The sequence below is a fragment of the Bradyrhizobium sp. CCBAU 11434 genome, assembly GCF_028128895.1.
GTDB lineage: Bacteria > Pseudomonadota > Alphaproteobacteria > Rhizobiales > Xanthobacteraceae > Bradyrhizobium > Bradyrhizobium zhengyangense.
This window is the reverse complement of the sequence record NZ_LBJX01000098.1, coordinates 155,881-169,861: the sequence shown is the minus strand read 5'-3', so window position 1 is coordinate 169,861 and position 13,981 is coordinate 155,881. Positions and strand designations below refer to the sequence as shown.

Below are 13,981 nucleotides of genomic sequence, written 5' to 3'. Positions count from 1 at the left end.
TTCTTCTGTCGGGAGGACGATCCGTGGGTACATCAATCACCAATAATCCGCCGCGGCCGGAGCCGAAAGCCCTTGCAAGCGCGCTGGAGCAGCTTGCCGCACGCTTCGGCAACCGCCTCATCACCTCGCAGGCCGTCCGCGAACAGCACGGCCATACCACGACATGGATCGTCAACCAGCCGCCCGATGGCGTGGTGATGGCGCAGGAGACGGCCGACATCCAGGACGTGGTGCGGATCTGCGCGAGGAACGGCGTGCCCGTCATTCCCTTCGGCACCGGCACCTCGCTCGAAGGCCAGGTCAACGCGCCCGCCGGCGGCATCTCGATCGATCTGCGCGACATGAACAAGGTGCTCGCGGTCCATGCCGAGGATCTCGACTGCGTGATCCAGCCCGGCGTCACCCGCAAGGCGCTCAACGAGCATCTGCGCGACCAGGGCCTGTTCTTCCCGATCGATCCCGGCGCGGATGCCTCGCTCGGCGGCATGGCCTCGACCCGTGCCTCCGGCACCAACGCGGTGCGCTACGGCACCATGCGCGACAGCGTGCTGGCGCTGAAGGTGGTGCGTGGCGACGGCGAGATCATCACGACAGGGACGCGTGCGAAAAAGTCGTCGGCCGGCTACGACCTGACGCATCTGTTCGTCGGTGCCGAAGGCACGCTCGGCATCATCTCCGAGCTGACCATTCGCCTGCGCGGCATCCCGGATACGATCGCCGCTGGCGCGGTGTCGTTCGAGACCGTGCACGGGGCGTGTCAGGCGGTGATTCTGGCGATCCAGACCGGCATTCCCGTCGCGCGCATCGAGCTGCTCAATGCCGCGCAGGTGAAGGCCTGCAATGCCTATTCGAAGCTGACGCTGCCGGAGACGCCGCTGCTGCTGATGGAATTCCACGGCAGCGAGATCGAGGTCGCCGAACAGTCCAAGGCATTCGGCGAGATCGCGAAAGACTGTGGCGGCGGCGATTTCTCCTGGACCACTAAGCCGGAGGATCGCACAAAACTGTGGCAGGCACGGCACGATGCCTATTGGTCCGTCAAGGCACTGCGGCCCGGCGACAGCATCGGCGTGGTCGCAACCGACGTCTGCGTGCCGATCTCGCGCCTTGCCGATTGCGTCAGCGAGACCGAGGAAGATCTCAAGCGCCTTAATTTATTGTCGCCGATCGTCGGCCATGTCGGCGACGGCAATTTCCACTGCTCGCTGGTGTGCGACACCAACGATGCCGCCGAGATGGCCCGCGGCGAGGAGTTCATGCACCGCCTCGTCGAACGCGCGCAGACGATGGACGGCACCTGCACCGGCGAGCACGGCATCGGCCAGGGCAAGCAGAAATATCTCAAGGCCGAGCTCGGCCCTGAAGCGCTCGATGCGATGCGTGCGCTGAAAAAGGCACTCGATCCGCAAAACATCTTCAACCCCGGCAAGATCGTGGCGGAGGCGTAGCCGGCTGCGTCGCGGAACTTTCCGTTGATATGCCGGTTCCATCTCCCGTCCATTTCCGATGCCTCAATGGCGGGAGGATGCGATGTTGCGACCGGTCATTGGGATCGCCGTGATGGCGCTAGCCTGCGCGTTGGCGGGCACGGCTCTCGGTAAAGGCGGACACGGTGGCGGCCATGGTGGCGGTGGTCACGGTGGCGGGCATGGCGGTGGCCATGGTGGTCATCATGGTGGCGGACACGGTGGTGGACATGGGGGTGGGCACGCGCATGGCGGCGGGCATCATGGCGGGCCTCGCTTTGCGGCAGGCGCTCGACATGGCGGACCGAACTTCGGTCAGATCCGCAATGCGGCCGTTCGCCCGGCGAATTTCCACAACGCGCTCAATTTGCATTCAAGCGCCTTCCGCAACGGTCGTCTGATCAGCAATCCTGCGGCGCGCGCCCAGATCGCAGCTGCGGCCGCCCTCGCCGGCCGGCATGGTGCGAGCAGCGGATGGTGGCAACATGCAGGGGGCGGTTACGGCTGGGTCGGACCGCTGTTCTGGCCGTTCGCGTACAACGACCTCTACGACTACACGATCTGGGGCGACGGGCTCGGCTTCTGGGGCTACGGCTTTCAGGACATCTATGCCGGCCTGTTCGCGCCCTATGGCTACGACGCTTTGTCAGCCTATCTGCCGTCACGACCACAGGGACGCCGGCAATCGCGAGGCGTCGCGCTGGATCAGCTTTGCGGCAGCGACCGCCGCGAGATCGTCGGTCTGCCGATCGACCAGATTGCCGCCGCGGTGCAGCCGACTGAAGCACAAGGCGCAAGCCTCGACGAGCTCGGCAATGCCTCGATAGATGCGGCCGGATTGATCCGCGCGTCATGCCCGACGCAGGTCGCGGCGACGGCGCCCGGCCGGCTGGCGGCGATGCAGCAGCGCATCGAGGCGATGGAGAAGGCCGTCGATCTCGTTCAACCGGCCCTCGATAAGTTCTACGGGTCACTCGCCGACGAACAGAAGGCGCGCTTCAATGCGCTCGCTGAAGACCAGCGGCGCGCGACCAATTCCGGCAACGCCGGTGCATCGCTGATCCAGAATTGCGGTGCGCCTGCCGCGCTCGATTGGCCCGGCGCCGAGATCGAGGCGAGGCTCCATCCCAACGACACCCAGCGCGCAGCGCTGCAAGTGCTTCAGGACACCAGCGCCAGGGCCAGCACATCGCTGAAGGCGGCCTGCCAGCCTGACGAGGTGATGACGCCGCCGGCGCGGATGGCCGCCGTCCGCAAGCGGCTCGATGTCATGCTCGACGGCGTCAAGTCGGTTCGCGCGGCGCTGGAGGATTTCTACGGCACGCTCAATGACGAGCAGAAGGCGCAGTTTGAGGCCATCGGACCGCGTCGAACATCCTGAATGCGCGCCCTGCGAAAGTTCGTGACGTAAAAATCGTCTCGCCGATCTCGATTGGTCTCTCTATGCTCAGTGAGCCTGGAGTGCGGCAGATCGACGTCTGGAAGACCGCGGATGGTGGGGCGATGAAGTGGTTTGCGAGGCAGCAGCGGGCAGACATCTGGGACGAAGCGATCGAATCGCCGCTCGGCGACATCGAGGCCGCCGCGCGTATCCGTGCCATCTGTGACGCTGCGGCCCAGAGCGCCATCGCCACTGCGCGAAACGACAAGGGCGAGAGTGCTCGTTATGAGCGCGCGGCGAAGGTCGCGATGGAGATCGCCATGAAGATTTCCGACGGCCTGATGCGCGACGATGCGGTGCATCGCATCGTCAATCTCTGCATGACGGCGAACGACCTCAAGACCGCGCAGATCCTGTTCCGCGCGATCCACACCAGTTGGATCCGCGAGGTGGCGCAGCGCGATCATCCGGCGCTGGTTCAGTAACGGCAGCTATTTCGCGAGCTTGTGCACGGCCTCGTCCACGCTGTGGAAGACGTGCTCCTTCGGCAGGACTTCGAACAGGCGGAAGCGCTCGAAGGCGTCCTGCGCCCGCACTGATTCCAGCCGCGCCAGTGCGACCGTGACCCCTTGCGCGTTGCACACCTTGAAGACATCGAGCAGGATCTGCGCGGCGGTGAAGTCGATCTCGACCATGCCGCTCGCCTCCAGCACCAGCAATTGCGGTGCCGCCGTGCCCAGAACCTTGCTCACGTCGCTGCGAAAACCCGGCGCGTTAAGAAAGGACAGCGGTGCCTGCAGCCCGATCACGGCAACGCCTGCCACGCGCTCGCCGGTGATGTGCGGATGCGCGGGCCACCAGATCGTGGTGCCCGGCACGCGCTCGAACTCGACGAGTCGCGCGCGCGTCGTACTCCAGATGCCGTGCAGCAACGACAGCACGATGCCGAGGAAGGCGCCCTGCTGGATCGGCAGCACGATGATCAGCGCCGCGGTGGCGACGATCAGCAGGAACTCGCTGAACGACTGGCGATAGATCGTCACGATCTGTTGCACACGGATGATCCGTAGCGCCACGAACAGCAAGATGCCGCCAAGCGCGGCGTCCGGAACGTGGCGCAGCAATCCGGTACCGAATGCGAGCAGCGCCAGCACGATCGCCGCCGCGGCAAGGCCTGCGAGCTGCGACTGTCCGCCGGTCTCGGCGACGATGCCGGTGCGCGGCGGGCTCGCATTGACCGGAAACGCGCCGAACAGGCCTGACAGCACGCTGCCGGCGCCGGCGCCAAGGAAGTCGCGATCAACATCGGCGGGCTTGTCGGGATCGGACGGGAAGGACCGCGTCGTCGCGGCAGTCTGCACCATCACCACAACGGTGATCACAAAAGCGAGCGGCACCAGCCGCACCCAGAGCTCCGGCGCAAGATCAGGGAAGGTCGGTCGTGGCAGCGTGCCCGGTACAGTGCCGACCGCGTTGACGCCCTTGCTCTCGAGACCTAGCGCGATGGTGGCCAGCGTTGCGCCGACGAGGCCGATCAGCGCGCCGGGAATTTTTGCGCTGATGTTCTCGGAAATGAAGACCACGGCCAGCACGCCGAAGCCGATGCAGAACGTGATGGGATTGGTGCGCCCGATCTCGCTCGCGAGCACGCCGATGCGGTCGAGCGTCGGGCCACCTGGCGATTCCAGTCCCAGCACTCCAGGCAATTGCGACACGATGATGTGGACGGAGATGCCGGCGAGGAAGCCGACCATGACCGGCATCGACAGGAGGTTCGCAATGCCGCCGAGCCGGAATGCGCCGCCAGCCAGCATCATGGCGCCGACCATCAGGGCCAGCGCGATCGCGAGCCCCTGATATTCAGGTGAGCCGGTAGTAGCTAGCGCAGCAAGTCCGCCGGCGAAGATCGGCGTGATCGTGGAATCGGCGCCGCAGGACAGGAAGCGATTGCCGCCGAGCAGCGCAAAACCGAGCGATCCCGCCATGAAGGCGAAGAAGCCGATCTGCGGCGCAAAACCGCCGAGCCGGGCGGTCGCCATCTGCTCGGGGATGGCGATGGCCGCGAGCGTCAGTCCCGCCATGAGATCGCCGGGCAGGGCATAGGGCGCGAGCGATCGAAACAGCGGCCATGAGTCTTTGGCGTGAGCGTCTTGCGGCATCGATGTCGAATCCCCGGAATGTGCGTATCGGCCGATCAGACTACAGCATTTCCGGAAGGGAGACAGGTAGCGGCCTCTCCATCGTCATTGCGAGCGCAGCGAAGCAATCCAGAATCCCTCCGCGGAAAGACCCTGGATTGCTTCGCTGCGCTCGCAATGACGGAGGGCAAGGTGGCCCTCCGCTTCACGATCAATAATCTCAGTATCTGTTCCCGCGGCCGTAATCGCCGTGTCCCATCTCTCCGCCACGGCCTCCGCCGCCCATTCCCATGCCAATCCCGACACCGATGCCGATGCCTTGCATGATGGCGGCCGGCGGCGGGCCTTGTTGGGGCGGTGCACGCTCGACCACGACTTCGTCAGGCGGCGGCCGGCGCTTCGGCGGCGTGTCGACCACCTTGCGCTTCGACGGCGGCGGCGTGTCGTCCACGCGCTTCTTGATGATGGGGGCGATCGTCGGGTTGACCGGCGTCGATGCCGGCGGCGTCGGGGCCGAGCACGGGCAGGTCGGCGCCATGGCGACGGCGACCGGGACCGCAGCCGCGGCAACCGGTAAGACATAATTGCGGTTCTGCACGCGCAGCAAGAGCCGGCGCGCGGTCGCGGCGAGGTCGCTGTTGTCCCAGTTCGCCAGATAAGCCTCGTAGGACGCACGGGTGTTGATCGCCACCGCGCGGTCCCATGCCAGCATCTGGCGCCGCCGCTCCATGACTGTGCGCAAGCGCGGCGTGCGGAGATCCTGCGCGTACAGTTCGACATAGGCCTGATAGGCTTCCACCGTGTCGTCGGCGATCACGAGATCATAGGCGACCTTGGCATCCTTGCCCTGCAAATCCTTGCGCCAGTCAGCGACGCTGCGCGGGGTGCTGGCGAGCGCCATCGCGTTTGCGCCCGGTGCTGCAGGCTGGCCGCTGCTCTCGCCGAAGAACTTGAAGTCGGTCGTCAGCGACGAGCTTTCCCAGGGGATCTGACGCCCGTCGGTCGACTGCGCCACGGCGATGCGGATGCGCTTGAACACTTCCTCGATCGGAACGTTCGGCTGCTTTGCGACGGCCAGGGCTGCCGTGGTGTAGGGACTGTCGGCACCGGAGCCGTCCTCGGCTTCGGCGCCGGGCGAGGTCGAGTAGGAGATGAACGAGCCGGGCGCGCCGGCCTTGGTGTCGACGATGGCGAGCCCGTGGCCGGCGCCTGAGAGCGCCGGGAACGGGTTGTTGCGGCACGCATCCAGCATGAAGATGCGCGCCCGCGTCGGCAGCGCGCCGAGGGTGTTGAGCATGTCGTTCAGCCGCACGCCCTGGAGCGGGATGTCCGCCTCGCGCTTGGGATCGAGATCGACGGGAACGAGATAGTTCTCGCCGTCGATCTGCAGGCCGTGACCGGCATAGAACACCAGCGCGACGGTGTCGGCGCCGCTGGCGCTGACCTTGCCGGCAAAGTCCGAGATCGCCTGGCGCATCTCGTTCTGCGCGAGGTTCGGTGCTGTCGTGACGGTGAAGCCGGCATTGCCGAGCAGCTCGGCCATGCCTTTGGCATCATTGGCGGCGTTGGGCAGCTCCGGCACCGTGCGATAGGCTGACTGGCCGATCACCAGCGCAAGCCGGGCTTCGGCCGCAGCTTCCGTCGGCGTCATCAACTGGGTGAGCGCAAGGAGACCGGAGGCAAGAATCAAATTGCAAAGGACTGGACGGCGCATGATGTCACCTCCATTGGCAATGGGCGCGAGGATGTCACCTTTTCTAGTCGTCCGCCATTGCTCTGTCTGTGCGCTAGCTCACGCTCGAGCATGATCCGGAAAAGTGGGGCAGGGGCTCTGCCGCAGCCGTCGCGTCATGCCGTGCACTGTCAGAACAACCCGCGATCCCATGGTGGATCAGGTGCAAAGCGCGCAGCGAGAAAATCGATGAAGGCGCGCACTTTTGCCGGCGGGCGACGATCGGGCAGGTAGACCGCGTGCACGGCAGATGACTGCATCTCCGGCTGGTCGAGCGGCAGCGCGACCAGCGTGCCGGCGCGCAAATCGTCAGCGACGATGAAGGTCGGCTGCCGCGCGAGGCCAAGGCCGGCCAGCGTCGCCGCGCGCAGCGCATCGCCATTGTTGGCGCGCAGATTGCCGGAAACCTGGACGCGGATCTCGCCATCCGCGCCGAACAGCCATTCCGCGGCGCTTGCCTGCTGCGACAGGGTATAGCCGAGACAATTATGCGCGGCGAGATCGGCCACACTGCGCGGCGTGCCGTGCTTGGCGAGATAGGACGGGGCGGCGCAGACCACCAGGCGGTTCGGCGCCAGCTTGCGCGCCACCATGCTGGAGTCGCGCAGTTTGCCGATCCGGATCGCGAGGTCCCAGCCTTCCTCGGCGAGATCGACCAGGCGATCGTTGAGGCCGAGCTCGATCGTGACCTCGGGGTGACGCTCCGAGAATTCGGCAATCAGCGGTGCGATCTGGCGTGTGCCGAACACGACGGGCACGTTGACCCGCAGCGAGCCGCGCGGCTCGACGCGCTCGCGCGCGACCGCGGCGTCGGCCGTCTCCATGTCGGCGAGAATTCGCTCGGAAGATTCCAGATAGAGCCGGCCGGCCTCTGTGATCGACAGCCGCCGCGTGGTGCGGTGGAACAGCTTGACGCCGAGCCGGGCCTCCAGCGAGGCGACGTGCTTGGTCACCATGGTCTGCGACAGGCCCATCGCCCGGGCCGCGCCTGACAGGCTGCCGTTCGCCGCCACCTTGGCGAAGACTTCCAGGCTGGTCAGGCGGTCGAGCATCTATTTCACTCTGGTAGTATGAGGTATATTTCCAAAATAGCAGATTATCATTCCCCTGAGAATAGATCATACGTGGCGCAACAATGGAGACCGCTATGATCGATTCCCGTACCGCTCCCTACGCCGCGCTGGTGCTGCGCGTGACCTTGGGCGCGCTGTTCCTGGCCCATGCCGGCCTGAAACTGTTCGTTTTCACCCCCGCCGGCACCGCAAAGTTCTTCGGCAGCCTCGGCTTCCCGCCCGAGCTCGCCTACGTCGTCATGACCGTGGAGGTTCTCAGCGGCATTGCTCTGATCCTCGGCGTCTGGACCCGCTATGCGGCGCTGGTCGGCATTCCCGTTCTGCTCGGCGCGATCTTCACCGTGCACGGTGCGGCCGGTTTCTTTTTCACCAATCCGAAGGGCGGCTGGGAATATCCGGCGTTCTGGGTGATCGCGCTGGTCGCGCAGGCGCTGCTCGGCGATGGCGCCTTCGCGCTGCGGCCCTCGCGCGATGTCGAGGCGGCGAACGGACAGCTGAGCGTCGCGCCGTCGCGCTGATCTCGTCGATCGCTGAAAAAGGCAGAGCTGCGGGATTCCGGTCCCGCAGCTTTTTGCTGCGTGCCCATCAATCTGCGTTCGGCATTGATCCATACCTGAATTGGATCGATCTGCGTCAATCTTGCATGGAAGCCGTTCGGCCGCGATGCGGCATGATCGAAAACAACCGCAAATATAGGCATTTCCCAGCAATTCGTGCTGGCGTGCCTGCCGCTCGCACGCGCATCGCGCTTGACGGCAAGCCTTGCCTGCCTCGTCGCTTTGGCCATACTCTGCGTGCAACAGGCCGTGGCAACGACCGTGGCCAGCAAATAAAAACATATTGGGGAGAGACATCATGACCCTCGTGCCCGTCAGCCGTCGCACGTTCATCAAGTCGTCGACGGCGCTGACCGCCGGCCTCGTGCTCTCTCCCGCCATCATCGGCCGCGCCGAAGCTGCGACGCTGAAGCTGAAATGCTCCTCCTCGCTGCCGAACGATCCCAAATTCGCCAACGGCCGCGTCTACTACGACAATCTCGTGAAGCAGATTAAGGCCAACGGGCTTGGCGAGCAGGTCGAGGTCGCCTTCTTCCCCGACAACCAGCTCGGTCAGGAGATCGACGTCATCAACTCGGTGAAGCTCGGCGTCATCGACCTCATGATCTCGGGCTCGTCGATCTCGGCCAATCTGGTCCCGCTGGTCGGCACCTACGATCTCGGCTTTCTGTTCGCGAGCTTCCCGCAGCAGACCAAGGCGTTCGACGCGGGTGCGGCCAAGCCGATCGAGGACGCGCTGCTCAAGGGCAGCAACATCCGCATCATCGCCTGGGCCTATAATTTCGGCTCGCGCAGCGTGCTCGCGAAGAAGCCGGTGAAGACGCCTGAGGATCTTGCCGGCCTCAAGATCCGCACCCTGCCCAATCCCGTCATCACCGAATGCCTGCGCCTCATGGGTGCTGCCGCGACGCCGCTGGCGTTCGGCGAAATCTACACGGCGTTGCAGGCCGGCGTGCTCGACGGTCTCGAGCATGATCCGCCGACCATCCTTGCCAGCAAGTTCTATGAGACGGCAAAGTCCTATGCGCTGACGCAGCATAATTTCTCGCCGCTGGCGGTCTATTTCAGCGACATGACGTTCAACCGCATGGATCCGAAGCTGCGCGAGGGTTTCCTCGACGCCGCCAAGAAGGCCGCGGTCGACACGCGGGCCCACGGGCTTGCGGTCGAGAAAGAGGCGCTGACGGCCTTGACCGAGAAGGGCGTGACGGTAGCCGAATGCGATCGCGAGGCCTTCAAGAAGCGCGTGGCGCCGCAGATCGATAACTTCATCAAGGCGCGGCCGGAGTCAAAGGCCGTGATCGACATCATTCGTTCGACGCAAGCCTGAGATGGCGATGGCAGAAGCCGTATCGCTCCCGAGCGGCCGCCGCGGGGGCATCGGGTTGCTGCTTCGTTGCAGCGACGCGATCGCGGCCATCCTTTTGGCCGCCGATCTCGCGGTCGTCTGCGGATCGGTGCTGCTGCGCTTCTTTTTCAATGCTCCGGTCGAATGGTCCGATGACGTCGCGCGCGGATTGATGGTCGGATCGGCCTTCTTCGGCGCGGCGAGTGCGCTGGCGCGCGGCGAGAATGTCGGCGTGTCCTTCTTCCGTGATCTGCTGCCGATGCGGCTGCGCACGCTGGTCGATGCGGCAAGCAGCCTGCTCGTCGTGCTGATCTCCGGTTATGTCGCCTATAACGCGATCAAGCTGGGCTCGCTGACATCAGGACAGACAACCGGCTCGGGCCTGCCGCTGGAATTGACATTCTACCCGATGGGCATCGGCGCGCTGTTCATGACGGTGTTCGCGATCGATCATCTCTGCGCGCGATCGCTGCCGGAGATTGCCAGGGGCCTCGTCGCAGTCGCCGTCGTCACCGGCCTCTATCTCGCATGGGACGCTCTGTCGCCGTCCTCGGTGCCGTCGGCGGGCACCTTGATGCTGATCGGCTTCTTCGCGACGCTGTTCGGCGGCCTGCCGATCGGCTTTGCGCTGGCGCTGGCCGCGCTGATCTTCATCTGGGTCGAGGGCGCGCTGCCCGGCGTCATCTTCGCCCAGCAGATGGCGCGCGGCATCGACAATTTCGTGCTGCTGGCAATTCCGTTCTTCATCCTCGTCGGCTACCTCATGGAAGCCAACGGCATGTCGGTACGCCTGATCGAGCTGCTGCAGCGCGCGGTCGGCCGCATGCGCGGCGGCCTGAATGTCGTGATGGTCGCCTCGATGGTGCTGTTCTCGGGCATCTCAGGTTCGAAGATGGCTGATGTTGCCGCCGTCGGCTCGGTGCTGATCCCGGCAGCGCGCCGCTCGAAGCAGAATCCGGGCAGCGCGGTGGCGCTGCTCGCGGCGTCCGCGGTGATGGCGGAGACCATTCCGCCCTGCATCAATCTGATCATTCTGGGCTTCGTCGCAAACCTTTCGATCGGCGGTCTGTTCATGGCAGGCCTGCTGCCCGCGGCGCTGATGGCGGCGGTGCTGATCGCCTTCTCCATCATGTCAGGCAAGACGCCTGATGACGCCGAGGAGGTCGAACCGCGGGTTGCGGTCTCGGGCCTCTGGAGCGGCGCGATCGCATCGTTCGGCCTGATCTTCATGATCTTCTTCGGCTTCAAGAGCGGCTTTGCGACGGCCACGGAAATCTCCGCATTCGCCGTCGCCTATGCGCTTGTCGTCGGCAGCGTGGTGTTCCGCGAGCTCAGCCTCAGATCGGCGGCGCAGAGTTTCGTGCAGGCTGCAACGCGTGCGGGCCTGGTGCTGTTCATCGTCGCCGCGGCGCAATCGCTGGCGTTCACGCTGACCTTGCAGCAGGTGCCGCATGCGGTCGGCGACTTCATGCTGGGCCTGTCCAAGACGAGCGGGACGTGGCTGTTCATCCTGCTCGCCATCGCCGTGCTGATCGTGATGGGCTCGGTGCTGGAAGGGGCGGCCGCGCTGATCATTTTCGGGCCGCTGCTGTTGCCGGTGGCAGTGCAGCTCGGCATCGATCCCCTGCATTTCGGCGTCGTGCTCGTGATTGCGATGGGCGTCGGCCTGTTCGCGCCGCCGCTGGGGCTCGGGCTCTACGGCGCCTGCCTGATCGGCAATGTGCCGATCGAGCAGACGGTGAAGCCGATCCTCGGCTATCTCGGCCTGTTGTTCCTGTGCCTGCTGGTCATCGCCTTCGTGCCGTGGCTGAGCACCGCCTTGCCGCGCGCGTTTGGCTATTGAAGGAGTGCTACCCGTGAAAGTCCTGCTGGCCCACACGCCGGAGATGCGCCGCAATTACTATGGTGATCGCAGCCTGAACGGCTTGCGCGCCATCGCCGAGGTGATCCTGCACGAAGGTGACCAGGCGCTCGACTCGGCGAACCTCGTCAATGCGGCCAGGGACGCCGACATCATCGTCGCCGATCGCATGACCGAGGGCCGCGGCGAGATTTTTGGGCAATTGCCGCGCCTGCGAGCCTTCGTGCGCTGTGCGGTCGATATCAGGAACGTCGATGTCGAGGCGGCCTCGCAAGCTGGCGTGCTGGTGACGCGCGCCGGTCCCGGCTTCGTGCAGGCGGTCGCCGAGCTCGCGGTCGGCTTCATGGTCGATTTGTCGCGCGGCGTGTCGCGAGCGACGGCCGACTACCACGCAGGCCGCAAGCCGGAGGCGCGGATGGGCCGGCAGCTTGCCGGCAGCACGATTGGCATCATCGGTTATGGCAGCATCGGGCGCTATCTTGCCGAGATCGCGAAGGTGCTGCACATGCAGGTGCTGGTGGCCGATCCCTTCGCTGATGTCAGCGACAGCGCGATCCGGCATGTCGCGCTCGACGAGCTGCTCGCGGCCTCGGACTACGTCGTGTGCCTCGCCATCGCCAACGAGCAGACCGAGAAGCTGATCGGAGAGGCAGCGTTGGCGCGCATGCAGATGCATGCCGTCTTCATCAATCTCTCGCGCGGCAATCTGGTCGACGAGGCGGCGCTCGCCAAGGCGCTGCTGGAGAACCGCATCGCCGGCGCTGCGATGGATGTCGGCCGTGCGCCCGACCAGATGCCGACACCGGAGCTGGCGAAGTTCCCTGGTGTCATTGCCACGCCGCATGTCGGCGGCCTGACGCCGCAGGCGATCGAATACCAGTCGCTGGAGACGGTGCGGCAGGTCGATGCCATCATCAAGGGCGAAGCGCCGCAAGGCGCGGTCAACGCCGAACGCTGGACGCGGCGGTCGTGAACTGACCTACAGCCGGTCCACCGGCTTGAACGTCCCGTCCTTCTGAATCACGGTGAGAAACACCTTTGGCGGCGTCTCGATCGCGCGCGCGCCAACGGTGACAATGCTGCCGCTGATGTCGAAGCGACCGATATCGCTGATCGTGCGTAACAGGCCGGCGCGGGTCGGATTCGGTCCGACTTTTTCCAGCGCAGCCGCCACGAGGCGGCCGGAGAGATAACCTTCGAGTGCCACGAAGTCCGGTGCCAGCGTGGGATCAAACGCGGTCTGCGCCGCCTGGTAGTCAGCCACGAGCTTGATCGAACGATCCCAGGGGAACGGCACGACCTGCGCGACGACGACGCCTTCCCCGTCCGGGCCGAGCTCCTTGGCGAGCGCGGTGGCGCCGACGAAGGAGATGTTGACGAATGTCGGATAGACGCCGCTGCGGTGTGCGAGCTTGATGAACTCTGCACTGGGGCCGTAGGTCCCGACCATGACGATCGCCTCGGGCTCGGCGCGTTTGATCGTGCGCCAGGCCGCGCCGACCGCGCGGGTGTTGCGTTCGAAAGTGCCTTCGGCGGCGAGCTCGAGGCCGCGTTTGGCGAGCGCGTTCTTCACACCCCTGAGCCCGTCACGGCCGAAGGAATCGTCCTGGTAGAAGATGCCGATCCGGGTGAAGTGGCGATCCTCGGTGAGATGCCCGATGATGGTCTCCGTCTCCGCGCCGTAACTGGCGCGGATGTTCACGACATTCGTCAGTTCCACGTCGCGCAGCAGTGCGGCCCCGCTGAGTGGTCCGATGAACGGCACTTCGCGGGCGCTCGTGATCGGGATCGTCGCCATCGCAGTCGGTGTACCCACCGCGCCGATCAGCGCGAACACCTTGTCGTCCTCGATCAGCCGCAGCGTCTGGACCACCGAACGATCAGGGTCGTAGCCGTCGTCGCGGCTGATGAGCTGGAGCTTGCGGCCGTGAATGCCGCCATTGGCATTGACTTCAGTGAACGCCGCGACGATGCCGTGCCGCATGCGTTGACCAAGTTGGGAGGAGTGACCTTCGAGCACCGCCGCCTGGCCGAACAGGATCGCGTCCTCGCTGACGCCGACCTCGTCGGCTCTTGCCGTTGGCATTGCCGCCGCCAGCAGCGCGGCGGCAAGCGCGATGCCTAGCGCTGCGCGCGGTCGTTTCATGAGAGAGTTCGCCGGATGCTGGAAAAGTCGTGGCTACAATAGGCGCGCAGGCTGAACAGGGCGCTAACCGGCCTCGAGAAGATGATCCGTAGGATTCCGGGTAAAATCGGTAATTGGCCGTCAGATCGCGGGAATGCGCGGATCAATCGTTAACTACACCGCGCAATGCGCGGCGGGTCGGTTCCGACATTGTGCAGTTTTTAACCCCATTCCTTGTCCGATAGTCCCCACGGCGGCTCAACCCAAGGTACTGCTGGCGCGCCGAGGGGACGTTTCGGA

The 13,981-nt window shown here is 65.2% G+C and carries 12 protein-coding genes; 8 read left to right on the top strand and 4 right to left on the bottom strand.

Annotation, left to right across the window (positions count from 1 at the left end):
• Positions 1–23: 23 nt before the first annotated feature.
• The 4 genes from XI06_RS30135 to XI06_RS30120 all read left to right on the top strand — a co-directional run bounded on the left by XI06_RS30135 (position 24) and on the right by XI06_RS30120 (position 3,332).
• The gene (locus XI06_RS30135) at positions 24–1,448 is read left to right on the top strand and encodes an FAD-binding oxidoreductase (RefSeq protein WP_271607113.1); all 1,425 of its coding nucleotides are present in this window, start codon (positions 24–26) and stop codon (positions 1,446–1,448) included.
• A gap of 173 nt (positions 1,449–1,621) precedes the next feature.
• Positions 1,622–1,867, top strand: coding sequence for a hypothetical protein (locus XI06_RS30130; protein ID WP_271607112.1), 246 nt, complete (start codon positions 1,622–1,624; stop codon positions 1,865–1,867).
• Positions 1,834–2,847 carry a Spy/CpxP family protein refolding chaperone gene (locus tag XI06_RS30125; protein WP_271607111.1) on the top strand — a complete coding sequence of 338 codons (1,014 nt, stop codon included), beginning with the start codon at positions 1,834–1,836 and terminating at the stop codon, positions 2,845–2,847. Before XI06_RS30130 ends, XI06_RS30125 begins: the two co-directional genes overlap by 34 nt.
• A gap of 122 nt (positions 2,848–2,969) precedes the next feature.
• Positions 2,970–3,332: a hypothetical protein gene (locus XI06_RS30120; protein WP_237866189.1), complete on the top strand. Its 363-nt coding sequence runs from the start codon at positions 2,970–2,972 to the stop codon at positions 3,330–3,332.
• A gap of 6 nt (positions 3,333–3,338) precedes the next feature.
• Here XI06_RS30120 and XI06_RS30115 read toward each other — a convergent pair whose 3' ends face one another.
• From XI06_RS30115 to XI06_RS30105, 3 genes are all read right to left on the bottom strand, one after another.
• Positions 3,339–5,006, bottom strand: a complete 1,668-nt coding sequence (locus XI06_RS30115; protein WP_237866151.1) for a SulP family inorganic anion transporter — start codon at positions 5,004–5,006, stop codon at positions 3,339–3,341.
• Positions 5,007–5,205: 199 nt separating this feature from the next.
• Positions 5,206–6,699, bottom strand: coding sequence for a caspase family protein (locus XI06_RS30110; protein ID WP_271607110.1), 1,494 nt, complete (start codon positions 6,697–6,699; stop codon positions 5,206–5,208).
• 149 nt (positions 6,700–6,848) lie between these two features.
• Positions 6,849–7,769, bottom strand: a complete 921-nt coding sequence (locus XI06_RS30105; protein WP_271607109.1) for a LysR family transcriptional regulator — start codon at positions 7,767–7,769, stop codon at positions 6,849–6,851.
• Between the two features lie 95 nt (positions 7,770–7,864).
• Here XI06_RS30105 and XI06_RS30100 point away from each other — a divergent pair, with 95 nt between their 5' ends.
• From XI06_RS30100 to XI06_RS30085, 4 genes are all read left to right on the top strand, one after another.
• Positions 7,865–8,308 carry a DoxX family protein gene (locus tag XI06_RS30100; protein WP_237866148.1) on the top strand — a complete coding sequence of 148 codons (444 nt, stop codon included), beginning with the start codon at positions 7,865–7,867 and terminating at the stop codon, positions 8,306–8,308.
• Between the two features lie 337 nt (positions 8,309–8,645).
• On the top strand, positions 8,646–9,677 hold the full coding sequence (locus tag XI06_RS30095; RefSeq protein ID WP_237866147.1) for a TRAP transporter substrate-binding protein: 1,032 nt from the start codon (positions 8,646–8,648) through the stop codon (positions 9,675–9,677).
• 7 nt (positions 9,678–9,684) lie between these two features.
• Positions 9,685–11,538 carry a TRAP transporter large permease gene (locus XI06_RS30090; protein WP_271607108.1) on the top strand — a complete coding sequence of 618 codons (1,854 nt, stop codon included), beginning with the start codon at positions 9,685–9,687 and terminating at the stop codon, positions 11,536–11,538.
• A 13-nt stretch (positions 11,539–11,551) separates the two neighbouring features.
• Entirely contained in the window at positions 11,552–12,529 is a 978-nt protein-coding gene (locus XI06_RS30085; RefSeq protein ID WP_271607107.1) for an NAD(P)-dependent oxidoreductase, read from the top strand.
• Between the two features lie 6 nt (positions 12,530–12,535).
• Here the strand turns inward: XI06_RS30085 and XI06_RS30080 are convergent, their stop codons facing one another.
• Positions 12,536–13,702: an ABC transporter substrate-binding protein gene (locus XI06_RS30080; protein WP_271607106.1), complete on the bottom strand. Its 1,167-nt coding sequence runs from the start codon at positions 13,700–13,702 to the stop codon at positions 12,536–12,538.
• Positions 13,703–13,981 lie beyond the last annotated feature (279 nt).